Source organism: Aliiglaciecola sp. 2_MG-2023 (assembly GCF_030548145.1).
GTDB lineage: Bacteria > Pseudomonadota > Gammaproteobacteria > Enterobacterales > Alteromonadaceae > Aliiglaciecola > Aliiglaciecola lipolytica_A.
In genome coordinates, this window is record NZ_JAUORY010000012.1 from 64,164 (window position 1) to 89,749 (window position 25,586).

Sequence of the window (25,586 nt, forward strand, 5' to 3'; positions counted from 1 at the left end):
ACTACGCGAGGTTCTTAGACAAAAAGTCGACCGTTCTGGTAAATGCTAACTCCGCACTTTTTTGATGATAACTAGCGCGGTCAACACAGGAAAATCCATGATTGGCTTCGGCATAAACATAAATAGGTTGTTGTGGATTAGCTGCACGAATCAATTCAATATCTTGTTGGCAAACATAAGGGTCAACTTCCCCAAAATGAAACAGCATAGGACAGCTAGGTTGCTTGCTTAAATGATCTGTAATGGCCGTTCCGTAATAACTCACCGCGCAGGTTGGTGATAATTCGTTAGCACTTACGTACGCCAAAGTACCTCCCATGCAATATCCTAGCACCGCAATTTTACCATCTACTTTAACGGCTTCCATCGCAGACTTAATATCAATTAGCATATCTTGTTGTTTGGATTTGCCCATCAGCTCGACACCTTTTTCGACATTAGCATAATCGAGAACAATGCCTGGCTCTAGTCTGTCAAACAATGAAGGCACTATGGTTTTATAGCCCAATTCAGCAAATTCCCGTGCTACCGATTTTAGATGTTCAGTGATGCCGAAAATTTCCTGAATGATCACCAAACCCGCTTTCGGATTTTCAGGCTCGGCAAGATAGGCGGTAAATTTATGGCCATCTTCAGCGGTTAAATTTATATTTTTGTTCACAGCGTTCACCTTTTATAACGTTAGATACTTTTAGCTCAATTTATCCAATGTGCATACTATTAAGCCGCATTGAAAAGCGGCGCAATTATGGATTTCAGTTAAGCAAAATCCTTAGTTCCATAACCAAGGTTGCGTTTGGCTTTGTTTATTCTCGAATGCGCTTATATCGTCTATGTCCATTGTCAGTTGTCTGGATATTTCATCTAAACCTGAGATCAACATTTGCTTATGTGCAGCTCCGATTTCAAAGGTTATGTTACTCTTCCCCTCAACTTCGATGCTCTGGGTCGCAAGGTCGATAGTGATAGGTTTTGCTTGGGCTGCGTTATCTAACAATATTTTAATCTGTGATTCTGATAACACTATGGGTAATAACATATTGTTAAAACAATTCGAATAAAAAATCTCACCGAAACTTTGTGCGATAACGCACTTTATTCCATAGTCTGTAAGCGCCCAAACAGCGGTTTCTCTGCTTGAGCCACAACCAAAATTATTGCCGGCAATGAGAATCTTTGTTTTAGAAAATTGTTGCTGATTTAATACGAAGTCGGCTTTTGGTTGGCCCTGACTATCAAATCTTCGATCATAAAATAAACATTCATGCATCCCTTGTTTGCTCAGACGAGTTAAGAAGCGTCCGGGGTAAATAACGTCAGTGTCTATGTTGTCTTCAGGCAACGCCGCAGCGATTCCCGATATTTGTTTAAAGCCTGTCATATTTGAGTTCTACTATGCTATTAAATAAGTTCACGGACGTCTGTTATTTCACCCGTAATTGCCGCGGCTGCTGCCATGGCTGGGCTCATTAAATGGGTACGTCCGCCGACGCCTTGGCGTCCTTCAAAATTTCTATTTGAGGTTGAAGCGCATCGCTCGCCCGGCTTTAGTCGGTCATTGTTCATCGCCACGCACATGGAACAGCCTGCAGCTCTCCATTCAAAACCTGCGCCCATGAAAATTTGGTCGAGGCCTTCAGCTTCCGCGTGAGCTTTTACTTCACCTGAGCCTGGGACTACAATTGCCAACACATTTTCGGCAACACTTTTTCCGATGATAACCTTGGCCGCTGCGCGCAAGTCTTCAATCCGACTATTAGTACAAGAACCAATAAAGACTTTGTTTATCTTCAATCCTTTAATTTCAGCATTGGCTTTGATATCCATATAATCTAGGGCTTTTCTCCAACTTGCCTCAGTGGAGTCGTCTTTAGCATCAGCAAGTTGTGGAATTTTATGGCTAATTGAGATGGTGTGTTCAGGGCTGGTCCCCCAACTGACATAAGGTTCAAGGTTATCAATGTCGATCTCAATTTCAGCGTCGAATATTGCATCGCTATCACTGGGTAAGGTGAGCCAATAGTTAACTGCTTGATCCCACAGGTCGCCTTTGGGGGCCATAGGACGATTTTGCAAATAGTTAAAAGTCACTTCATCAGGTGCGACCATACCAACACGTGCGCCGGCTTCGATTGTCATATTGCAAAGCGTCATGCGCGCTTCCATGCTCATTTTTCGGATCACATCACCAGCGTATTCAATGGCATAACCTGTTCCACCGGAAACTCCTAACTTAGCGATAGTCGCAAGCGCCATATCCTTAGCGGTAACATGCAATGGTAATTCACCGCTGAAGGTAATACGCATGGTCTTTGCTTTCACTTGGTTTAGGCATTGAGTAGCGAACACTTTTTCACATTCACTTGCGCCTATTCCAAATGCTAGGCTACCAAATGCACCATGAGTTGCGGTATGAGAGTCACCGCATACCAAAGTAGTGCCAGGCAATGTAAAGCCTTGTTCTGGACCCACGATATGCAAAATCCCCTGACGCTTATCGTTTACTGAAATGTAGGGCATTCCTGTATCTTCGACGTTATTTTCCAACGCAATTAACATCGCTTTTGCTTGTGGATCTGCTATGTGCTGTCTGTTGTTGCTGCTGGGTATTGTGGTTGGTAAAACGTGATCTACCATCGCCAATGCTTTTGCTGGTTGGCGTAATTTAGCACCTCGTTGCTTTAATGATGCAAAAGAAACTGGCGTGCTAACTTCTTGAACAAGATGGCGATCGATGTAAATTAGGCAAGTATCATCCTCATTTTGCTTAACGACGTGGCTATCCCAAATTTTGTCATACAGTGTTTTACTACTCACTTTAAATCACCTGTTAAAGAATGTACTGAGGTTAAGGAACTATGCAAACTGGCGACATTCGACTAGAGACCCTGTTTAATTTGCAGAGCGGGTCGTTGAGCTATGTCTATGGTTAATTGCTGACTTTTTATTGCTTCTTTTATCGATTTATCTGGATTGAGTACATCACCGTAACTTGGCAAGATTGCGCTAAATTGGTGTTCATTAGTACGGCTGAAAATAGGCAAATGGAGCTGTAGATGATCGCCCTAGTTATCGGAAACCGTTGTTATGTAAACAATTTTGTGGATGGAGTCTACCTGAAACTTAGCGCTTTAAGTAGCAATGCGTACCATCTGGCTATGTCCATTTCGTATAATATATTTAATTCACGTTAAGCTGAGTAGAGTAGCAGTTACTTTCATTGGCGTGCTGGCATGTATGCCAAATCAACCAATTTGAATTTTGAAATGGCATACAATGAAGTTGCTAAAGCACTTTATAACGCTAAAATTAATGGACTGCACAAATTAGAGGTTTGTCATTCATCGGGTACTTTTTCGATGTCCATTTTTGCCAAGGAGAATCGCGGTGCAAAACTATATTCTGGCTATCGATCAGGGAACTACCAGTTCAAGGGCGATTTTATTTTCATTGGATGGCAAACCTTGCTTTATTGCGCAACAGGAGTTTAGTCAATCCTATCCTGATGATGGATGGGTAGAGCATGATCCTGAAGAAATTTGGCAAAGCGTCCTGAAAACCTGTAAAGACGTTATTGTTGAAGCACAGATTGACGTTTCTCAAGTCGTTTCTATTGGTATAACCAATCAACGAGAAACGACAATAGTGTGGGATAAAAAAACCGGAAAAACCCTGTATCCTGCAATAGTGTGGCAAGACCGGCGAACTTCCTCGATCTGCAAGCAGTTCAGTGAAGATTCCCAGCTAGTAGAGCATATCACCGACACTACGGGATTATTATTAGACCCTTATTTCTGCGCAACTAAAATTAAATGGATATTGGACAATGTAGAAGGAGCGCGCGAAAAAGCTGAATCTGGTTTACTTGCTTTTGGCACCGTTGATACATTCTTAATTTGGCGGTTGACCAAAGGACGCTGCCACTACACAGACGCAACCAATGCCTCTCGCACTATGTTGTTCGATATTCATAAGCAACAATGGGATCCACAACTTTTAAAAACATTCGATATCCCGCAATCAATCTTGCCAACAGTATTAGACAGCGCTGACGAGTTTGGTAAAACGAATCCTACATTGCTGGGCAAAGCTATCCCTATTCAAGGAGTTGCAGGGGATCAACAGGCAGCGCTGTTTGGACAAACTTGTTTTAAAAAGGGCATGGCAAAAACAACCTATGGCACTGGTTGTTTCATGGTGTTGAATACCGGTTTAACACCGCTTAAATCTCATAATCAACTATTAACAACGGTCGCTTATCGGTTAAACGGTGAAACAACTTACGCTTTAGAAGGCAGTATCTTCATGGCTGGCGCTACGATTCAGTGGTTGCGCGATGGCTTGCAACTAATCAAAGAGGCGTCTGAAACTGAATCGCTGGCGAAGATGGCCAGTCCGAACAATAGTGTATTTTTGGTGCCGGCGTTTACTGGCTTGGGTGCGCCTTATTGGGACCCTGATGCGCGCGGAGCTATTTTAGGTTTAACCCGTGATACAGGTATTAATGAAATAGTCGCAGCAGGTTTACAGTCAGTGTGTTATCAATCAAAAGATCTGCAAAAAGCCATGGAAAGTGATGGTGCCCGTGCAACCAACCTTCGAGTTGACGGCGGAATGGTTAAGAATGATTGGTTGATGGGTTTTTTAGCTGACATCTTAGGAGCAGAGGTGGATAGACCTGAAATTACTGAAACCACTGCTTTAGGAGCAGCCTATTTGGCCGGATTACAAGCGGGTATCTACAAATCTTTAGATGAACTGAGTGCACAGTGGCGATGCGAACACACATTTACGCCAAGGTTCTCTAAACAAGAAAGGGACCATGCTTATTCTTTATGGCAACAAGCGGTGAATCGAATTCGCTGTGATTGAATGCTAAACCCTTGCACACAGATCCATCTTAATGCTGTTAGACAGGCAATAAATTGCCCATGCTCATCGCTTTTTATCCTTAAGTGGGCGTGATTTTGCCACTTAATTTCATGTGTTTTTGGCCTATTACCTACTAATAGTTTCTAGAAACAAAGCTATACGCTTTATTCGCTTGTTCAATTGTATTGGTCACCTGAGAAACCGTTGATTCTATCGTTTCCTTGTCGGCATCTTCAAACATGTAGTCTGTTACATTGTTATAGATGGATTTGCCGGAGAATGATTCAATCGCCATATCGGCAGCGGCAAACGCCACCCCTATGGGCCCCCCATAAACAAATCCACCCAATAATTCAGATACCGGATCCACACTGGTATGGGATGTATTTTGGTAAATATCAGAGACAATAGGAATGTGATTTAGAATGTTAATAGTGTCAAAAAAATCATCCATGCCTAAGCCATCTTCACCTATTACATAATTTGAAATATCTTGAATTGAACCCAACAAGGTAGTGTCAGAATTTAACGCGCTTAACTCAGTGGTGCTTACTTCCGGCTCGGCAGAAATAGCGGCAGTCGCACTACTGAAAAGGTTGGCACTGAGACTACTCAATAAAGAGGTTTGTAGGTTCGCAATTGAATCTAGTGACGTCAGTTGAGATAAAGAGTCTTCAGTAAATTGATCTAACCCAATAGCTGAAAAAAGACTTTTCTGAATGCTGTCAATTGCTGAATCCATGTTGGCGTTTTCTTCAGTGGAGTTATCACTGTCGTTTTGCTGCATCAGTGACATTAAACCACCAAACACCTGATTGATTCCTTCTGAGCTTGCTGAGGATTCACTTGCAGAAGGTGTTTCAACGGCGGTGCCTAAACCTAAGTTATTTTGTAATGTATCTATGACATTCATGGGTAATGACTACTCTTAATTTACGCATTTTGGATGGAGTTGTGTAGATGCTGATAGGCTAAAATCGTGCCAAAAATTTAGCCAAGTATCATATACTTAAACAACTTGGCTGAAATTCTATTTACATTAAAAGCGCTAGTGTAAAGTTTTAGTAAAGGTACTAAAGTGATTTATTTTTTCGGTAAAATAACCTCAGAATTTGGCATGTGAGAGGCAATTCTAATCATAAATATGTTGTTATCTTTAGATAGCAATTGAGGTTATATTTGAGTATGAAAAAGTATCACTTTATCTCTTTTTTCTGTTTTGTTGTTTGCTCATGTTCACAAACACCTAGCGTAGAAGAAGAAGTTGTCGAAAACCTGCCAACCAATCCAAAAGTTAGTCAAAGAGCCATTAGTCAAAAAGACAAAGAGATCATGCCCAATGATCCCAGTTACAGACCTATCCGCATGGAAGGGGTCGAATCTATAGCAGTCCCCACAGGATCACTTTTTCAACTAGACGATGACGCTAGCCTGTATCAGTTGCACCGCAAATACCAAGTGGGTGACATGATTTTAGTTCGACTAAGTGAGTCAACTACGTCAAAAAAATCCATCGATTTTCAAAGGGATAAAAGTAGTCGATTTGAGTTAGGACCTGTGAATGTTACTGCTGGACCTATCCAGATTGATGAAACAGACTTAAATATAGAACACAATGAAGAAAATGAGTTCGATACATCATCAGAAGCCAATCAATCTAATTCTTTGAAAGGTGATATTACCGTATATGTAAAAGAAGTCTTACCCAATAATAATCTTGTGGTTGCCGGCGAGAAGTGGATTACGCTGAACACTGGGCAAGAATACGTCAGATTTTCCGGTGAAATACGAACCGCCGATATTGATGCTTCAAATACTATTATTTCCTCTAAAGTGGGGAATTCACGCATTGAGTACAGTGGCAAAGGCGAATTGCACTCCAATCAAGAAGAGTCAGTAATCAATAAATTATTTGGCATTTTCAATTAACTGAAAAATGAATGTAACTATGATGAAAATGTTGAATTGCACAACCTTGTTGGTGCTTTTGCTGCTCTGTCCTAGGGCCTTTGCTGTTTGGCAACAAGGTGAGGCGACGGTCAAATTAGACGGTGCTGACGTTAGCGACGTAAGAGTGACAGCTATCAAAAATGCAGTTGCAGACGCATCTTTTAAAAACGGCAGTTTTGTTTCTGCAGAAGATGTGGTGTTAGATGGACTACTAGTGAGCAGTAAATCGGTGATTACCACCCAAGGCCAAATTCAGCGAGTAGAAGTGCTTAGTGAATCTGTGAATGAAGATGTATTTAATGTTATCGTCAGAGTCGAATTCTCACCTATGTTCAATTGTCCCCATGATGGATACAACCGCTCGGTGTTGCTTACCCAGTTTCAAGTGTTAAAACCCCAGCAAGCTAGCCATGGTGGTATTTTTGATATCGGTAAGCAAATAAGTAAACGCATTGAGCAACAATTGCGTGCTGAACAAACCAGTCCTAAGGTACGACTGATTGACAAGGCGTTCACTGGGGTTAACTCCTATGACCAAATCCATCTTAACGAATTAACCAACAAAGCCATTTATATGTCCAAAGAATATGGACGGCAGTTTGTCATGTTTGGGTTTATTCGCGATATCAGTTTATTTGAACAAGTCAAAGAAGAATTGCTTTCAGACGATGTATCTTTAAGACGCAATTTCACGATTCAAGTATATGTACTGGATGTTTATCGGCATACGATTATATTCCAAGAGTCTTACCATAGTGAAGCGGATTGGGAGTACAGTGATGACTACAATGTAGATACCAATAACAGTTTGTTTTGGCGCAGTGACTATGGCCGTACAGTACTTAACACTGTCAATGGCGCGGTGTCGGATGTTGCTAATAAACTTCAGTGTGAGCAGAGCTTTGCGCAAATTGTAGGAACAAATAACCATAAATTGATCATCAATATGGGCTTAGACAATGGACTAAAGTTAGGCGATAAATTCCTACTCTATAAAAAACGCTTACCTGTTAGCGCAAATGGATTGAGTCATGCGGCATTGACTGCGGTTAACCAAGGTGTATATAAAGTCGTGCAATTAGACAGTTTGACCGCTGAATTGAGTAATGATGATCCTGCCCAAGTGATAAACGGCGACTTACTCGATCTGGTCAGCCCAACTCGCTAAGATCAAAGCATAAAGTCACTTAGTGTTGGCGCGGTAATATTCAAAGACGCATATCTATTCTTACCACTGGGCTAGTTGCCCTTAACGAACACAGATACGCCAGTCATAGCTATACCTGAAACTACTCGTTTTGCATTATTAGGAATTGGTTTTGCGGCGAAATTCAACACTTCCCCCCGACTATCAAATTAGCAAGTGCATTTTTATTCCAGCTTATAGCGCATCATTTTAGTGCAATCATTTATGCTTGGGATAAGTCCAATTAGCCTAATCTGGCTGCTAGGCCTTTAAAATTAACAATCCTTAAAACTTGACCTTTTGGTCATTTTCTTGCATCGCAACCCCATTCGTTTTGGCTATGACAAATCAAACTCAATGACATCGAGTTCTAACTCTCATTTACGGGCAGACCTAAGGCAAATTAATGAAATCCAATTCTGAACTGCTCTATGGGCTTAACGATATTCCCTCTAAAAAGCAAAGTATCACCGCTGCAACCCAGCATATTCTGGCCTGTTTTGTGGGGATCATCACGCCAACCTTAATAATAGGTGGAACTCTAGGGTTGCAGGCTGAGTTGCCATATTTATTGAGTATGGCGTTATTTGTATCAGGAGTGGCTACCTTTATCCAAGCTAAAACTATAGGCCCTATTGGTAGTGGCTTGATTGCTGTACAAGGTACAAGCTTTTCCTTTGTTAGTGCCATTTTAGTAGCCGGCTTTGCAATCAAAGCCAAAGGGGGAAGCAACGAGGAGGTATTATCGACTATTTTTGGGGTGTGTTTGCTCGGAGCCTTTATCGAAGTTGTTATTAGTCAATTTATTACCAAAGTGAGGCGTATTGTTACCCCTCTCACCACCGGTATTGTGATCACAACCATTGGCTTTAGTTTAATTAAAGTCGGCATGACAGACCTTGCAGGTGGTTTTGGTAGTGACACTTTTGGCGATACGCAAAATTTATATATTGGAATTTTTGTGCTGGTGACTATCATTGTACTCAATGTCTCGTCAAACCCATGGGTTAGGTTATCAGCCATCATGGTTGGTATGGGATTAGGAACATTGCTGGCCTACTGGTTAGGTATCGTTTCGGTGGAACATATTGGTGAACAACCTTTGTTTAGCATACCCGTGCCTTTCAAATACGGTTTAAATTTTGATTGGGAGGTGTTTTTACCCGTTGCGCTGATTTATCTGATGACGGCGCTGGAAAGCTCTGGTGACTTGACGGCTAACAGCTTGTTTTGTGGTTTGCCCATCAAAGGTGAACAATACTTAAAGCGCATTAAAGGCGGTATTCTGGCCGATGGGGTTAATTCTGCATTGGCATCGGTGTTCAATACCTTTCCAAATACCACTTTTGGGCAAAACAATGCGGTAATCCAACTAACCGGAGTGGCGAGTCGACACGTCGGGTTTTATATCGCCGGTATTTTGGTGTTGTTAGGTTTGTTTCCGGTAATTGGAGGTGTATTGCAATCAATTCCTAAACCTGTTTTGGGCGGCGCGACTTTAGTGATGTTTGCCACTATTGCGGTGGCCGGTATTAAAATTCTGGCAAGTGAACCTATCGACAGACGCAAAACACTGATTATGGCCACTTCATTTGGCGCTGGCTTTGGGGTGTTAATGGAGCCAAATGCGCTTCAAGGACTACCTGAAGCGCTGCGAAATATATTTTCTTCTGCGATTACCACATCCGGCGTTATCGCCATTGTGATGAGTTTATTGATCCCAGATCCTGTTCACGAGGAGGAGAGAGTCTCCTCGCAATCTTAACCGCTCTGTACAAGTGCGGTTCAATACGCATCAGTTTGCAGATACCACTTTGGCTTTTCCTCTGCCACTTTTTTCTGAGGCAGCACTAAGTTCGCCGTCTTTTTGCAAAATCAAATGTACATCGCCAAAGCGACCTTCGCTTATGATGTAACCCATTTCTTGCAGCGAGTTTAACGTAGCATCACTGATACCTGGATGCACTCTGATGGTGTCCTTGGGCCATAATTGGTGATGAAAACGCGGGCTATTTGCAGCTTCTTCGGCGCTCATATTAAATAACAATGTGTTGAGTATTGATTGGGTAACTGAGGATATGATGGTGGTACCGCCAGGTGAGCCTGTTACCAGTTTCACCGTTTCGTCCTCAAGCACAATAGTCGGAGACATTGACGATAACATACGTTTGAAAGGGGCAATTGCATTGGCTTCACCGCCAATTGCGCCAAAGAAGTTTGGAACGCCTGGCTTAGCACTGAAATCATCCATTTCATCATTTAATAAAAAGCCTGCACCTTCCGCTACTACACCCGCCCCAAAACTCAAATTGATAGTGGTTGTATTGGCAACGGCATTACCCCAACCATCAACAATGGAAAAGTGTGTGGTGTCCTCACTCTCATGTAAGCCTGGTTTGATGTCGCTGGTGGCTGAGATAGCGGTTAAGTTAATGTCGTTTGCACGGGATTGAATATATTCAGGGAGCATTAACTCAGTTTGCGGAACATCGATAAAATCTGGATCACCTAAGTATTCGGCGCGATCGGCAAAAACTCGTTTACCTGCCTCTGAGACTAAGTGCAAATAGGCCGTAGAGTTTTGTTTAGGCAATGGATTGGTTTGAATAACAGCATCAATCATGCCTAACCACTGAGCAACGGCAATACCACCTGAACTCGGTGGTGGAGCGGTGATCAAAGTATAACCACGCCATGGAAAGCTTATCGGTGTGCGCCACTTAGCTTGATAAGAAGCTAAGTCTTCCAATGTAATTAAACCGCCATCTTTTTGCATAAAGGAAACAATGTGTTCGGCAGTTTCACCTTTATAAAATCCATCTACACCAAGATCGCGGATACGCTCAAGGGTTGCAGCTAACTCGGGCTGTTTGAACAACATACCTGACTTAGTGGCATCCGCGAAGTAGTCTTCAAAATTACTTTCAATGCCATTTTCCTTTTTACGAGCGATATAACGAGTCACTTTTTCAGCCAATTTCTCAGGCACAATAAAACCGTCTTTGGCCAGGCTAACAGCTGGCTGAACTAAACGAGTCCAAGGTAACTTGCCATACTTTTTATGCGCTTCCCACATGCCCGCTACTGTACCAGGAATTCCGGATGCTTTTGCACCAAATAATGACTGGACCGAGACCACATTGCCTTGTTCATCAAGGTACATATCTCGAGACGCTGCAGCAGGAGCCATTTCACGATAATCTAAAAAGTCAGTTTGACGATTAAAATAGATTGTCATAAATCCACCACCGCCAATATTTCCAGCTTCTGGAAAGGTAACTGCTAGGGCAAACTGGGCAGCAATAGCAGCATCTATCGCGTTACCGCCTTCGTCTAAAACGGCCAGCGCAACATCAGCACCAAATTTATCAGGCATTGCCACAGCATAGTCGCCCTTGGCTTTGTCGATACCTGTCTGAGTACAGGCACTGAGGAAAATAACAAAAGATAAAACAAATAATGTACGCATAAGTATCTATCCAATCATAAGTAAACTAGCAATAAAATAAGCAACCAGAGTTAATCCACCGGCAACCAGCGCGTAGGGTAATTGAGTGCGAACGTGCTCGAGTAAATCACACCCCGAAGCTAATGAAGACACCGCTGTACTGTCTGATATTGGTGAACAGTGATCACCAAATATTCCACCACCCAAAATCGCAGCGATGACCAACGAAGGAGGTAAACCCAGTTGTTGAATCAGTGGCACGCCTATGGGGATTAGAATAGCGAATGTGCCCCACGATGTCCCTGTAGTAAATGACATAATCGCCCCAGCAATAAACAACATTGGTACAACAAATACTAATGGTAAGTACTCACCAACCATGCCTGCTACAAATGTGCCCGTGCCTAATATTTTTAAGCTAGCGCCTAAGGTCAGAGAAAGCAGTACTATGGTTACCAAGGGTAAGAGTTCTCCCATGCCTTTAAAACCAATCTCCACCGCTTGATGATGATTAAATTGTTTGCCAGTCAACAATAAGAAATAAGCAACAACAGTAGCTAAGACCGTGGCATACAATACGGATTTACTGCCACTGCCGTCAGATAAAACGCCGTTGCCAGTCCAAAACATAAAACCTACCATGCTTAGTACCATGGTTAATATAGGGACTACCATGTAACGGGCTTTGGTGGCTGGCGCGGCAGAAAGTTTACTTTTAGTGGCATCGAGTTGCTGCTCAGCCTTTGCCATTGGACCGTGAACTTTATCCGCAAACACAGTGTAAGCAGCAATGACCAAGGTAATAATTGCATAGAAGTTGAATGCAACTGTGCCCCACAAAATACTGGCTGAAGATTCTTCTAATTCATAACCATCGAGTAAACCAAGTACAAAGGCGCCCCAACCATTCAGTAAAATTAAAATACAAACGGGCGCGCTGGTGCTGTCAATAAGGTAGGCAAGTCGCGCCCGGCTCATACCAAATTTATCAAACAAACCGCGAGCAAATATTCCAGCAGTAAGCACACTTAGATTCGATTCAATGAAGATCACTATGCCGGTTAACATCGTCAAGCCGCCTACTTGTCGGCGATTGTTGGCAATACCACGATGGGTTAACCAGTTTACGGTGGCTGTAACACCGCCTGAATCTCTGATATAGGCTAATAATGCACCCACTAGTATACTGAACAATAGAATGCGCGTATTTCCTGCGCTGGTGGCTACCGCTACCACTCGTTCAACCGAAGATATTGGTGCTAAAATCACACTTTCAGAAGCTGAAGTGAGTAATATAAGTGTCTCGGAACTTAGTACAGCCATCAATAATGCCATGATGACTTCTTTCTTCCAAAACACGATAAATATCGCAATCAATGGCGGTATGATGGAAACCCAGTCCATAAATTAGTCCCTACAGTCTTATTTTTATTAATTTGAGTACATGGAAGTATTCGTGATCTGAATGACGTTAAACCAATAGTGTATTCTTTTACTGGTGGTAATTACATGCTCTTATTCAGTCGGTCACCTTAAACCAGACAGGTTTAAAAGGGAATATGTACAATTAAGCTAATAACATAAAAATATAAAAAACATGACGTTTGTCTAGTCCTAAGATGTGACATGGACTCTATTAGCAAACCAATTTTATATGGTTAAAAAGCTAACTAAAAAGCATCAAACCTAATTTACGTACTGGGATTTTCCCTATTAGGTTTGATGACTTATGTGGGGAAGGGTTGTTAACAATCAAAACATCCCTTAATTAGGCAGTCGTATTTATGGGGGGAGCGACCTTATTCATCAATTCCACCGATTTTTGGACGCCCTCTTTTGAATAACCTTCAGATTCTAATTCGGTTAGAAGATCTTTCAAGCGTGAAGCCGTAGTCTGGTCTTTTGTATCATCAGCAATCGAAGACAACATGCTTTTGAACGAGTCAAAATTTACCGCTTTTTCTGAGTCTTTTTCACCGTACAGACCAATTTCCCCGTCCATTTGGGCCATCATTTGCGTCATTTTTTGTTCACGCTCTTGAACGGCTTTGTCATGTTCTTGTTGGCTCAAATTACCATCGCTATTTGAGTCCATGTTACTGAACATGTCAGCTGATTTGGTGCTCTCTACGCCTTCAGCTGTTAACGCTGCCATAAACTCAGTAGCGCTGACAACTCCGTCTTCATTAGTGTCAGCGATATCAAATTGTTGCTGAGCTTTTTCTTTCTCACGGGCAGCAGGATCTGGGCCACCTCCACCTATCGACATAATATTCATATTTTGCTCCGGTTGGTTAACTTCAACTAGCTACAAAGCAGATTTGATTCCAATTTGTGTAAAGATTATGTAAAGGTCAAAGGTTCAAGGTAAGTAATTGAATTTTAAAGTATTAAAAGTTATTGGTGGTGCTTTTTGAGTCACCTGTTAAGCACTCATTTTTTTAATTTTATAGCTAACACGGCATGATTTTGCCTACTTACCAAATTTGTATAAATACAACAGGAAATGTGCTGCCAGCATTGGAGGTGCTGCAATTGCCGCGATAGTAACTTTAAAACTAAGGGAAATACGAAGATTGAGGGCTAATTAGTTTGTACCTCTCTTGGTGCCACTACTACTAAAGTACCCCTTTGGTTAACCCTTTAGCCAATAGGCGTTTGGCACTCTTCTGAATTAGGATTGTTAACCAAAAGTTAATAACAAATACAAGGTCAATAGACATGAAGCGACGGAGCGTATCATTTTCGATGCTGATAATGAGTTTTTCTACGATGGCTCAGCAGCCCGGACCTGAAATTATTGAAAAGCTAGTTATTACCGGAGTATCCCCACTTGGTGTGCAAAGTGTTGGGAGTATATATTCTGTCAATCAGGTACTAGACAGCTCTGATTTGGCGCCTCAATATGGTCCGTCTTTGGCTCGTTTACTCGATAGCCAGTTATTTAGTGTGTCGATCAATGATGTGACTAATAATCCATTTCAACCAGATGTACAATATCGTGGTTTTACCGCATCGCCTTTATTAGGTCTTCCTCAAGGATTATCAGTATATTTAAACGGTACACGCTTCAACGAACCATTTGGTGACACCGTGAATTGGGATTTGTTGCCAACATCGGCATTAGAGCAAGTTTTCCTAGTCGCTGGCGCGAATCCATTGTTTGGTCAAAACACCCTTGGTGGCGCATTGGTTTTGCGTTCTAAAAACGGTTTTAACTTTGAACAGAATAAAATAAGTCTGCAAGCAGGAGATTTTGGTCAGCAGGGGATTAATTTTGAATCCGGTGGTAACAATGAAGAGTGGGCTTACTATGTGAACGTCAACTCTTACCAAGAAGATGGCTGGCGAGATTATTCTGATAGCGAAATAAAACAGCTATTTTCAACAATTAGCTACCAAGGCGATAACCACTTTTCAGAGTTGACCCTAGCTGCGAGCGATAATAGGTTAATTGGTAATGGCGCTATTCCTGTTGAGTTAATTCCATTTGAAGGACGCGACGCAATCTTTACTCGGCCTGATCAAACTGAAACTGCGCTACGCTTTATTAGTTTGAAAAATCAATGGACGCTCTCTGAAGACACCAATTTAGTGGTAAACGCTTATTATCGGAAAAATGAAATTGTCACTTACAACGGTGACGATAGTGATTATGAAGAGTGTGATATTGGTTTTGGTGAAACCCTTTGTGTCGAAGATGAAGATGCCGAAATTGCAGAATTAGATGACGATTTAGAGGGCGATGATGAGGCGGAAGAAGATGACGAATTTGAAGCCGATGATGCTGTACACTTTGTGGATTATGCCGCGCTAACCCCCCTTGAAGATATCTCATCATTTGATGCCGACGACATAGATGGCACAGCCAATACAAGTTTAACGAAAAATCAATCTTCAGGTATCAGCGCAGAGCTAAGCGGCAAGGTCGAAGCCGCCAGCCTAGTGCATCATTGGACTGCAGGACTAGGGATTGATGTGGCTTCAATTGATTTCAGTAGTGATACTGAATTCGCCATACTAAATAACGATAGCGCCGAAGATAGTCGCGATGTGATGGGCATTGGAGTATATGACCTAGATTCTATGGTTAGATTAACAACTGATGTACGCCATCTGCATCTGTTTTTCAGTGATAACATCGTTTTAAACCAACAATGGTCGTTGCAACTATCGGGTCGCTACAATCGCTCAGATATTGACATGGTAGACGGTGTAGAGACTGGTCCAGGCTCGCTAAATGGAGAACATCAATTTAATCATTTCAATCCGTCGTTTGCTGTCCATTATCAGACTGGTGATCTATCGGTTTATAGTAGTTATAGTCAATCCTCTCGAACGCCTAGCCCTGCTGAGTTAAGTTGCGCTGATGAGGATGATCCGTGTAAATTACCCAATGGTTTTGTTGCCGATCCTCCGTTAGAGCAAGTGGTGACTAATACCATTGAATTGGGTGCTCAATGGCAATATCAGAATGGCCAACTTAGCGCTGCTATTTATAGCAGTGACAGTAAGGACGATATTATCTTCCAACAAGCCGGTGATCGTCCCTCAGTTGGCTACTTCGTGAATGTGGATAAAACCCGTCGCCAAGGTATCGAGTTGGGCTTAGCCCATAGTATCGACAAGTTGGATATAGACGCGCAATTTAGTTATCTACAGGCTACTTTTGAATCGTCATTTATGTCGTTTAGCCCGCAAAATCCTTTGGGGCCAAATCGACAAGTTAATCCGCGAGACAAAATTCCTGGTCAGCCAACCACTCAAGCAAGCATATCTTTTGATTACGCGGTTAGCGAAGCGTTCGCTCTTAACGCAGATATTAACTATTCTTCAAGCCAATATTTCCGCGGAGATGAAGCTAACGAGAACCGCCAACTATCTGGTTATACAATTGTAAACCTAGCCGCGAGTTATGGGTTTGAAAATGGTATTAATTTAGCTATCCGCCTAGAAAATGCCTTCGATGAGGAGTTTGAGACCTTTGGAACCTATGGTGAAGCTGACGAAGTATTAGGAGACCTATACCCTGATATAGAATCACCTGAATTTATTGGCCCTGGGCAGCCTCGAACATTACGTTTGTATGCCTCTTATGCCTTCTAGATTAGTGTAAAGTCCTCAATAATCTTCAGTTTAGGGGATACTTAACTGAACGAACTATGGAATCGAATTCACTTAATCGATTTGCGCACAAAAATCGGTTAAGTGAATGAGATTACGTGTGATATTATTCTTTGTTCGAGCCCCGCATCAGGGACAATTTTCACACACTCTAGTTTAAAGGTATTTAATCACTGTGCGTTGTTATTATTCCACCAGACCCTCTCTTATACTCATCCTTACCCTAAGTTTGCTCGGTTCATTTAAATCACAGGGTAACCCGCTCGAATCTGAAAATGTCTCATCTAAGGTTCAGCAATCTTCGCAACAGGAAACAAATAGACAGTTTGCTGGAAATCAACTTAATGATGCTGACGAGCACGACGAGCACGACGAGCACGACGAGCATGACGACGAGGTTGAAACTATCACTGTTTCCTCTACGCGAGTTGGTCGCAACGTTACCGATGAACCTGTTCGAATAGAAGTGATTAACCAAGAAGAGCTCGAAGAAAAAGCCATGATGCGCCCGGGGAATATTTCTATGCTAGTGGCCGAAACAGGGGGCGTAAGAGTTCAAACCACATCTCCGGCATTAGGCAGTGCTAATATTCGTTTGCAGGGGCTTTATGGTCGTTATACGCAGTTGCTAAATGATGGTTTAGCCCTTTATGGTGGGCAAGCTGCTTCTATTGGTTTGTTACAAATTCCGCCAACTGATTTAGCCCGTGTTGAAATCATCAAAGGCTCAGCTTCTTCGCTTTATGGTGGTTCAGCAATGGGCGGCGTGATCAATCTCGTCTCTCGCAGACCTTCAGATGAAGCCGAAGGAGAAGTGTTATTTAATTTTACTTCCCGAGATGGACAAGACGTCACCACTTATTTAGCTACTCCGGTAAATGATTCTTTAGGCGTATCATTGACCGCTGGTGGCCATCATCAAAGCACACAAGATTTTGATGATGACGGTTGGATTGATATGGCTGGCTATGAACGCTATACCGCTCGACCTCGCTTATTTTGGGAAGGAGAAAATGGCGCGACTGTTTATGCTACCGCAGGCTACATGACTGAAAATCGTCAAGGTGGCACCCTCGAAGGTTATACCTTGCCCGATGGAAGTTTTTTCGAACAAACTCAAGACAGTGAGCGAATCGATAGTGGCATCATTGCTACCGGACCTTTAGGGGATGTCTTAACCTGGAATGTGCGCGGTTCTGCGATGCTGCAGAAACACGATAAACAATTTGGTGAAGACCTAGATGAAGATAGCCATGAGAGTTATTTATTGGAAAGTACTCTGTCTGGTTATACCGATAAATCGCAATGGGTAGTTGGCCTAGCCATGCAGTCAGATAGTTTTGAGTCAGAATATTATCCTGAGTTTGATTACACCTTTGATGTCCCAGGATTATTTGCCCAAGCTGATTATGAATTCAGCGAGCAGGTATCAACTTCATTAAGTATGCGTTTAGATGATCACAGCGAGTATGGCAGCCAGTTGAGCCCTCGAGTATCAGTGTTATACCGTCCGCAAGATTGGACCGTTAGAGCATCTTATGGCCGTGGCTATTTTGCACCAACGCCCTTTGTGGAAGAAATCGAAGCTGCTGGCCTATCACGCTTGGCACCGCTTCAAAACATTCAAGAAGAAACGGCGGTTACCTCTTCATTGGATATTGGGCGTCAATTTGATCAGTTAGAAGCAAACGTTACTTTTTTCGCATCAAATGTTGAGCATGTCACAGAATTAGAAGCTTATGCATCTGAAATCGATGGTCCCCTAGACCGCGTGCGTTTAGTAAATGCGCAAGGTGAATCAAGGATTTACGGTTCAGAATTAATGCTGCGTTATAAATGGCAGGATTTTAAAGTCACCGCCAGCTATCTCTTTTTAGATGCCACCGAGGTTGATCAAACAACTAAGCAGCGTCAACGTATCAAGCTCACTCCTAAACATTCTGCGGGTTTGGTAGCAATGTGGGAACAGCACGGGAAAGGCCGGATTGGTTTTGAAGCCTATTACACTGGAAAACAGCGATTAAGCGGTAATCCCTATCGTTCTGAAAGTAAACCTTATTGGCATCTTGGTTTGTTGGGCGAAATAACCTTAGGTCAATTTAGTTGGTTTGTGAATGCGGAAAACCTTCTGGGTATCCGCCAGACCAAAGAAGATCCATTGGTATTACTAATCAGAGCGCCTGATGGTCAATGGACTACCGATATATGGTCGCGTAATGACGGTTTCATTGTGAATGCCGGCCTAAGAATGCGTTTTTAATATATGCATTCATATTGCTAATTGTTTTGGCAATTACTTAGTGCTGAGTAGAAATTTGAGGTGCCAAATAGGGATGCTAAATTTAATTAGCATCCTGTGGTAACAGAACCCGCCCGCGCAGTGTTGTCTGTTCTATCAAAAATATGATAGGCGAAGCAATCGTCTGCGACACTCTTCGATTTTGGATAGATGATACTTGCCACACCGGGAGAAAAAGATAAATCTAAAGTCGCTGGGGCTGAACTAGTGTTGAAATACATAAAACAAAAATCCCCACTGTACTCGCAGATTTCAGTATGTTCATTGTAACCTTGGTCAAGTATATCAATGTCCATGAAATTGGTTAGCGCAGTACCAGAGTATATCCATGGAGTACCATAGACGGTAGCGATAAATACACCGTTCACAGTTACACCTGTTTCACCATCTTCAGGATCAGAATCTCTATCTTTGTTGTGTTGCTGCTTAATCACCGACTTTGCGTAGACTAAATCATTGGCTGATTGCAGTTGTCCACCAATATTCTTCAGCACAGATGCGTTTGCATCCGATGACAAATCAATGAATCGCGGGGCAGCCGTGACGGCCAAAATGCCGAGGATGACGATGACTATTATTAGTTCTATTAGGGTAAACCCTTTACTACGCTGCACTAGCATTCCTTCAAAAATCGATTTTCATAATCCTAATAGATTTTCGAAATAATTAAAAGTGACCGTAAAATAAAGCGTAGTGGAACGCAGGCATTGGGAATCAAATATTATACGGATGTATTCTATGTTATTGATAAATATATAAGTAATCATTTCACTTTGATCTTTTTTCAGCATAATATTATTTAACAGAAGATCGTTAATGAGTTAATTGGTTAAAAAGTTATTTACAAGGAGCATTGTTGTGCACAACAAAAATCATGGATTTACTCTTATTGAGCTAATAGTAGTCATCGTTATTCTTGGCATTTTAGCGGTTGTGGCTGCTCCTCGATTTATTGATCTGAGTACCGATGCTCGATTGGCCACATTAGATGGCTTGGAAGGAACATTGCGCTCAGCGTCTGATTTAGTCCACTTTAAAGCCACAATCGAGAAAAAAACCGATTGCGATACTGACCCTACTATTGAGTTGGGCAGTGAATCTATTACTTTGCGATGTGGTTATGCCTGCCCTCATCCTAGCGGGATTGCCAATGCTGTTGAAATTGATGACAGTTTTACTTGGGTCGGCGGAAATTGCAGCGGCCAGCTAGGTTCTATTGATGTGCAAATTAGCGATGCTCCTGACCCTAGTAACTGCAAGATTCGTTATGTGTCAGCACGATCGACTAGGGAGCCTACTTTCACGCAAACAATCACAGGTTGTTAATTTAAACAAACTCATACTTTGTTAGATACGACATTAAGCTGTGCTAGAAAAGCCCGACAAAATCGGGCTTTTTTGTGTCGGCGCAAGTGGCGCTTAGTGAAGTTTCAACTTGGGACCCACAATGTTCCTGACTTTGCGGAAAAACAAAATAAATATCCCTTTAAACCAGCCGTGAATAGCGAATAGGTGCATATTATAAAGGGATACATATACCAATTTGGCTAACCGCCCTTCTATAAACATACTGCTATTTGACAGTGCACCCATCAAATTTCCCACGGTGCTGTATTTGCTCAAATGCACCAATGAGCCATAGTCTTTGTATTGATATTTTTGTGCCGGTTTATGCTTAAATTCATTGATTATATTGGTTGCTGCAGTACTGGCCATTTGGTGAGCTGATTGCGCCCGTGGAGGCACCCAGCGGCCATCTTCTTGTTGGAACCCACAGCAATCACCAATGGCATATATATTTTCATCTAAGGTGCTTTTTAAATAAGGCGTGACCAAAATTTGATTCGCGCGATTGGTTTCAAAGATCCCCAGTTGAGTAATAAAATCAGGTGCTTTTACACCCGCTGACCAGACCATTAAATCGGCTTCAATCAACTCATTATCGCTTGTCATGAACCCCTCTTTTTGCGCCGAAATAACTTTTGTACCTTCTAAAACCTTAATCCCCAACTTGGTTAAAGCCTGGCGAGCTGAGTTGGTGATTTTTTCGGGTAATGCTGGAAGAATGCGCTCCCCAGCTTCAATAATAGTTACCGTTAATTTAGCGGCAGACATTTCCGGCATGCCATAGGCTCTGGCGAGATTGGCGACGTGGTGCAGTTGAGCGGCTAATTCCGTACCGGTAGCGCCACCACCTACTATTGCGACATGTAATGGTTTACTTTCTACACCTTTTTGGTTAATCCGCAGAAGTTGATTAAGCAAAGCTTTATGGAAGCTTTCTGCTTGCGCGAGTGAATCGAGGAAATAGCAGTGTTCGGCTACTCCTGGTGTACCAAAGTCATTGCAAACACTGCCAATAGCAAGAACTAGGGTGTCATACTGTAAAGTGCGTTTAGGTAAGATTAACTGCGCATTTTCATCATACAAAGGCGCAAGTTCTATTTGTTGATTTTGTTTGTCGATGTGGCACATATTGCCCAGTTGAAATTGATATTTGTTGGCAACTGCATGAATTCGATAGTTGATGCCATCTGAATTTTTATCAATAACACCTGCCGCGACTTCATGTAAAAGCGGTTTCCAGACATGATTCTGGCTTTTATCAACCAAAATGATTTCTGCTTTGTTTTTTTTCCCTAGCTTTTGACTAAGGCGTTTGACTATTTCAAGGCCGCCAGCGCCTCCTCCTACAACTATAATTTTCTTCATATATGTTCTCCAATCATTCCAGATAGGACATTTATGTTGTAAAAGGCTTATCTTGAAAGACTAGTTCGGGTTAAATAAATGCGGCAGTGAAACACTGCCGCAAAAATGATGATATTGAGCATTAACAATTCATTGTCACTGCTCTTATTTCTATGTCTACCATTTGTAATCTAGTGACATCATCAGGTTTCTAGGTCTACCAGGGAAATAACGATCTCCACCAAAACTGGTGTAATCCGCTCTTTCTGCATAACTGGTATCGGTTAAATTGTTGATTCTGGCAAATAACGTGAGCGCGTCAGTAACTTGCATTGAGGCTCTTAAATTTAATACATCATGGCCATCATAACGGTGAAGGTTCTCAGGATCAGTGTAATAGTTGCCCATGTGCTCCCATTCTAATTCGGCTCTGGCTGATGCATTAATATCCCACCCTAGGCGCGTATTAGCGATGGTTTTTGGCGCGGTATCAATGTAGTTGCCATTGATATCAATGTCACTGAGAATTTGGCTATAGGAGTAGGTGTGTTTAGCGTAGCTTGCAGCTACCATCAAATCCCAGTTTTCGGCTAATTGATATTGTAACTCTAACTCAATTCCCCGGTGTCTTGATTCACCATCGTTCACATTGTAGTAGTCACTATCCCTAAAGATGAAGTTGTCTTTATTCATGTTATAGATGGATACCACATAACTCAGTCCATCAAATTGTCCTTTTACCCCAACTTCGGCATTTGTCACTGTTTCAGAGTCTAAATCGGCGACTTCTTGTTCCCGTTGCAGGCGATAGAGTTCTGTTGCTTGTGGTGCGCGATAGCCTCGGGATAAGTTGGCGTAAAATTGTGTGTGCTGAGAAAACTGATAACGGATACCGAGCTTTGGGGAAGTATTGCTATAGCTGTTTTCAGAAGAAGGTGGACGACTGTAGCGGCAACCACCGAAACTACATTCAGTACCATCGTCTTTTGTGCGGCCACTTAACATATTATTGGTGTAGTCGTAATTCATATTTTCGTAGCGTAAACCGAATGACACTAACCAATTATCTTGCTGCCAATCCACTGATATAAAAGGTGCATATAAGGTGGCTTCGACATCATAATCATAATGCATTCCAATGGGTACCGTTGCTGTTAAAAACGCAGAACCTTCGGTTTCAGCATCTTGATATTGGCGCATACTTCCATCGGTTTGTTCTGCATCTAAACCTAGGCTAACGGTGAGGTTGTCAGAAGCGCTGTGTTTCCACATTGACTGCACACCAAAGCCGTCTTGTTCATTTTCTTCCATCGGTGTGCCAGGTAAAAAATGCATTAAGAACGACATGTTTTGGTTACGCATATAAGGTGTTATGGAGAGCACATCTTGGTCGCTTAAATTCCAAAGTGCGTTTGACCATAATCTAAAAGACTTGGCTTTTCTAAAGGCTTCTGGGTTTTCGTTGGCCTGTGCTAAGTCTTCGTCTTTGTAACTTTCGAAACCAGTAATATAGCCGGCGGTTTCTTGGTCTAAATTGGTATAAGTGAGTCCAGTGGTGAGGGTCAAGTTATCAGCTTCAAAACGATGGCGTAGGTTAACTTTTTCTTGGTCGACACTTTCTTCATCTCGATATCCTGAATCGCGGGTGACACTGGCATTGATACCGATCCCCGAGTTACCGAAGTCTGCACCTTGTCGAAATTTGTATCGATTATATCCGTAAGAACCGTAATCTATACCGAATAACCCTGCATCTACTGTGGTGTCCGGTGTGATTACGTTTATGACTCCGTGTACGGCATTTGAACCGTAAAATGCAGAGCCCGGCCCTTTGATAACATCTATGCTTTGAGCCATTTCACTGTGGGCTTCAAAAAGCTCGTTGATATTACAAAATCCCGCGGCCCGCAAAGGTATGCCATCTTCTGCGGTGAGAATGCCACCACAAGCACCTGAACCAGCCATTACTTGCGAACGCAGGGCGGGTAGATATTCTTGGCCATTTCCTCGTTGCACCCCAGCGCCGGCAATGAAGCTAAGGGCTTCTTCGATATGAGTGGGAGCTAGCAACCCTAATGTTTGCTCGTCTACTGTACTTACTACATATGGCAAGTTGGAAGTGTTGGTTGCAACTCTAGTGGCTGTAGTTGTAATTCTTTCTATTCCATCGGGCGATTCCTGCGCGATCCCGGAGAATGGCAATAAACAGGCGACTAAACCTAAGTGTGAAAGTCGAATTGATTCACTTAAGCGAGTAAGTGGTGATACTTGCTGAAGGGTTTTAGTTAGAAAAATCATATGAATACAGCCTTCTTAAACATAATTTGGGAGCGCAGTTTGACACTTACGATGCCACAATTCTAGGGTGACATTAGTTACTGAATCATATGTTTATTTTGTGTTAATTAGTAGTTAACAAGCCTGCACTTTACGCACTGTTTTTCTAATACTTTCCAGCCCTAATCGAACTACTTCCATTGGCTACTACTTTAGAACTAGATCTTTAGTCGCTTTCTTTTTGAGGACTAAAGTGCAACACAAAGAGCCCAATCGACGAGTTTCTAATTTGCCGTTAGCAAACAATACTAAATCAACAAAAAAAGTGCGTCGGCAACGTATCGATGCATAGGGTTGGAGTAACCCGGGATAGATAGTTCATGTTGCTCAACCAATAATACTAACAATCAAACAGGGTACACATGAACATGAATAAATTTACATTTACTAAAGTTAGTTTGGCAGTTTTAGGCTTAGTTAGCGGCGCAGCTTCTGCAGCAATAACAATCTATGACGATCCAGAGGTGGCAAGTGTCACAGTTGATGCGTCTTTCAATACATTTTACGTGTCTAGCAGCACAGACAACGACATATCAGGAATAGATCGCGACCAGTCTAGAGTCAAAATGGGCTTTCTACCTAACTATGTGGGTATGAATTTTAGCAAAGAAATTGACGGCGTTAAGGTTGGTGGGCGCTCTTCTTTTTGGGTCACAATAAATGACAGTAATTCAGGCGTAACCTCAACAGGAATCGATGTCCGTCAGTTTTATGCCACTTTGGATTTTGATTGGGGGCAGGTATTAATAGGCAAAGATTTTACCTTATTTAACCGTTCTAATATTTTTCTAGACGAAATATTACAAGGTTACGGCAACGTTAACGACACCCTCGGTTTGATTGATGGACAAGGTGTTTCCTTTGGAAATATTGGTACAGGTTACACATATCCAATGCCAACGGCTCAAATTACGTATCGTTCACCTGAATTTGCCGGCGGTTTTAAATTAGCCATTGGTTTGATCGACCCTGCTAATACTTCTACTGACACAGGCCCTGGTCGATCGAGTGAAGAGAGCACGCCAAGAATTGAGGGAGAATTAACTTACACCAGCAAGTTTGAAGACGGAATGTTCAATGCCTTTGTCGGTTTTCTTTCGCAAAGCACTGAGAGCGACATTCAAGGTGACGTTGATTCCACAGGCTATTCTTATGGTGCAAAACTCAATATGGGTGGCTTCGCGCTAAACGCCTCTGGTTTTACTGGGGAAGCCATCGGTTTGTTGCTCGGTCCCACAGATAACGCATTAGGTTTACAAAACTTGTTATATGAAGACGGAAATGAAGTGGATAGCAGTGGCTATCTAGTGCAAGGCTCGTATAAAACTGGCGCTAATCGATTTGTCTTGTCGTATGGCAATACTGAAGTTGAAACTCAAACCCCTTGGGAAATGGATGGCGCTCAAGTCGCGTGGTTCCATAGTTATAACAGCGCAGTGACCTTTGTTGTCGAATACGATATGAATGAAATATCCATTGGTGATGCGAGCGAAGAGGTTAAGTCCATCGCCCTTGGAGCCATTGTGAACTTTTAACCAATAGCTTTCAATTTTTGCCCCTAGGTAGGGGCAAAAATTATTTTCCGGCAGCCGGTGCCGGTGTGACTGCCAACTCAATTCTGAGTTGAAGGTGCAAAGTCCGGCAAACTGGTAACGCTTTTACTAAATATGAACACCGGA

At 42.3% G+C, this 25,586-nt stretch carries 18 protein-coding genes; 8 read left to right on the forward strand and 10 right to left on the reverse strand.

From position 1 onward, the window contains the following. Nucleotide 1 precedes the first annotated feature (1 nt). The 3 genes from Q4567_RS13410 to leuC all read right to left on the reverse strand — a co-directional run bounded on the left by Q4567_RS13410 (nucleotide 2) and on the right by leuC (nucleotide 2,817). Entirely contained in the window at nucleotides 2–661 is a 660-nt protein-coding gene (locus Q4567_RS13410; protein ID WP_303500723.1) for a dienelactone hydrolase family protein, read from the reverse strand. A gap of 111 nt (nucleotides 662–772) precedes the next feature. Continuing rightward, nucleotides 773–1,381 (reverse strand): 3-isopropylmalate dehydratase small subunit, encoded by a 609-nt coding sequence (gene leuD, locus Q4567_RS13415; RefSeq protein WP_303500724.1) that lies wholly within the window; start codon nucleotides 1,379–1,381, stop codon nucleotides 773–775. A 20-nt stretch (nucleotides 1,382–1,401) separates the two neighbouring features. Then, nucleotides 1,402–2,817, reverse strand: a complete 1,416-nt coding sequence (gene leuC, locus Q4567_RS13420) for a 3-isopropylmalate dehydratase large subunit (protein WP_303500725.1) — start codon at nucleotides 2,815–2,817, stop codon at nucleotides 1,402–1,404. Nucleotides 2,818–3,387: 570 nt separating this feature from the next. On the opposite strand from leuC, the gene glpK reads away from it, so the two are divergent. Beyond that, nucleotides 3,388–4,872: a glycerol kinase GlpK gene (glpK, locus tag Q4567_RS13425; RefSeq protein ID WP_303500726.1), complete on the forward strand. Its 1,485-nt coding sequence runs from the start codon at nucleotides 3,388–3,390 to the stop codon at nucleotides 4,870–4,872. A gap of 133 nt (nucleotides 4,873–5,005) precedes the next feature. Here the strand turns inward: glpK and Q4567_RS13430 are convergent, their stop codons facing one another. Beyond that, nucleotides 5,006–5,785: a hypothetical protein gene (locus Q4567_RS13430; protein ID WP_303500727.1), complete on the reverse strand. Its 780-nt coding sequence runs from the start codon at nucleotides 5,783–5,785 to the stop codon at nucleotides 5,006–5,008. Between the two features lie 272 nt (nucleotides 5,786–6,057). On the opposite strand from Q4567_RS13430, the gene Q4567_RS13435 reads away from it, so the two are divergent. The 3 genes from Q4567_RS13435 (at nucleotide 6,058) to Q4567_RS13445 (ending at nucleotide 9,773) form a co-directional block, all read left to right on the forward strand. Further along, nucleotides 6,058–6,801, forward strand: coding sequence for a flagellar basal body L-ring protein FlgH (locus tag Q4567_RS13435; protein ID WP_216048685.1), 744 nt, complete (start codon nucleotides 6,058–6,060; stop codon nucleotides 6,799–6,801). A 19-nt stretch (nucleotides 6,802–6,820) separates the two neighbouring features. After that, nucleotides 6,821–7,990 carry a flagella assembly protein FlgT middle domain-containing protein gene (locus tag Q4567_RS13440; protein ID WP_216048686.1) on the forward strand — a complete coding sequence of 390 codons (1,170 nt, stop codon included), beginning with the start codon at nucleotides 6,821–6,823 and terminating at the stop codon, nucleotides 7,988–7,990. A 424-nt stretch (nucleotides 7,991–8,414) separates the two neighbouring features. After that, nucleotides 8,415–9,773: a uracil-xanthine permease family protein gene (locus Q4567_RS13445; protein ID WP_303500729.1), complete on the forward strand. Its 1,359-nt coding sequence runs from the start codon at nucleotides 8,415–8,417 to the stop codon at nucleotides 9,771–9,773. A gap of 30 nt (nucleotides 9,774–9,803) precedes the next feature. Here Q4567_RS13445 and ggt read toward each other — a convergent pair whose 3' ends face one another. The 3 genes from ggt to Q4567_RS13460 form a co-directional block, all read right to left on the reverse strand. Then, nucleotides 9,804–11,477 carry a gamma-glutamyltransferase gene (gene ggt, locus Q4567_RS13450; protein ID WP_216048688.1) on the reverse strand — a complete coding sequence of 558 codons (1,674 nt, stop codon included), beginning with the start codon at nucleotides 11,475–11,477 and terminating at the stop codon, nucleotides 9,804–9,806. 6 nt (nucleotides 11,478–11,483) lie between these two features. Beyond that, on the reverse strand, nucleotides 11,484–12,860 hold the full coding sequence (locus Q4567_RS13455; RefSeq protein WP_216048689.1) for a Na+/H+ antiporter NhaC family protein: 1,377 nt from the start codon (nucleotides 12,858–12,860) through the stop codon (nucleotides 11,484–11,486). Between the two features lie 364 nt (nucleotides 12,861–13,224). Further along, entirely contained in the window at nucleotides 13,225–13,734 is a 510-nt protein-coding gene (locus tag Q4567_RS13460) for an EF-hand domain-containing protein (protein ID WP_216048690.1), read from the reverse strand. A gap of 494 nt (nucleotides 13,735–14,228) precedes the next feature. Here Q4567_RS13460 and Q4567_RS13465 point away from each other — a divergent pair, with 494 nt between their 5' ends. Both Q4567_RS13465 and Q4567_RS13470 read left to right on the forward strand, forming a co-directional pair. Further along, nucleotides 14,229–16,562: a TonB-dependent receptor gene (locus Q4567_RS13465; RefSeq protein ID WP_303500731.1), complete on the forward strand. Its 2,334-nt coding sequence runs from the start codon at nucleotides 14,229–14,231 to the stop codon at nucleotides 16,560–16,562. 193 nt (nucleotides 16,563–16,755) lie between these two features. Further along, nucleotides 16,756–18,840, forward strand: coding sequence for a TonB-dependent siderophore receptor (locus Q4567_RS13470; protein ID WP_303500733.1), 2,085 nt, complete (start codon nucleotides 16,756–16,758; stop codon nucleotides 18,838–18,840). Nucleotides 18,841–18,926: 86 nt separating this feature from the next. Here the strand turns inward: Q4567_RS13470 and Q4567_RS13475 are convergent, their stop codons facing one another. Next, nucleotides 18,927–19,499 carry a prepilin-type N-terminal cleavage/methylation domain-containing protein gene (locus Q4567_RS13475; RefSeq protein WP_216048691.1) on the reverse strand — a complete coding sequence of 191 codons (573 nt, stop codon included), beginning with the start codon at nucleotides 19,497–19,499 and terminating at the stop codon, nucleotides 18,927–18,929. Nucleotides 19,500–19,737: 238 nt separating this feature from the next. On the opposite strand from Q4567_RS13475, the gene Q4567_RS13480 reads away from it, so the two are divergent. Then, nucleotides 19,738–20,205, forward strand: a complete 468-nt coding sequence (locus Q4567_RS13480) for a Tfp pilus assembly protein FimT/FimU (protein WP_216048692.1) — start codon at nucleotides 19,738–19,740, stop codon at nucleotides 20,203–20,205. Between the two features lie 93 nt (nucleotides 20,206–20,298). Here Q4567_RS13480 and Q4567_RS13485 read toward each other — a convergent pair whose 3' ends face one another. Together Q4567_RS13485 and Q4567_RS13490 are read right to left on the reverse strand one after the other, a co-directional pair. Next, nucleotides 20,299–21,591, reverse strand: a complete 1,293-nt coding sequence (locus Q4567_RS13485; RefSeq protein ID WP_216048693.1) for an NAD(P)/FAD-dependent oxidoreductase — start codon at nucleotides 21,589–21,591, stop codon at nucleotides 20,299–20,301. A 156-nt stretch (nucleotides 21,592–21,747) separates the two neighbouring features. Then, a complete protein-coding gene (locus Q4567_RS13490) occupies nucleotides 21,748–23,868 on the reverse strand; it encodes a TonB-dependent receptor (protein ID WP_216048694.1) in 2,121 nt (706 codons plus the stop codon). Between the two features lie 407 nt (nucleotides 23,869–24,275). On the opposite strand from Q4567_RS13490, the gene Q4567_RS13495 reads away from it, so the two are divergent. After that, entirely contained in the window at nucleotides 24,276–25,442 is a 1,167-nt protein-coding gene (locus tag Q4567_RS13495; RefSeq protein WP_252729208.1) for a porin, read from the forward strand. Nucleotides 25,443–25,586: the final 144 nt, after the last annotated feature.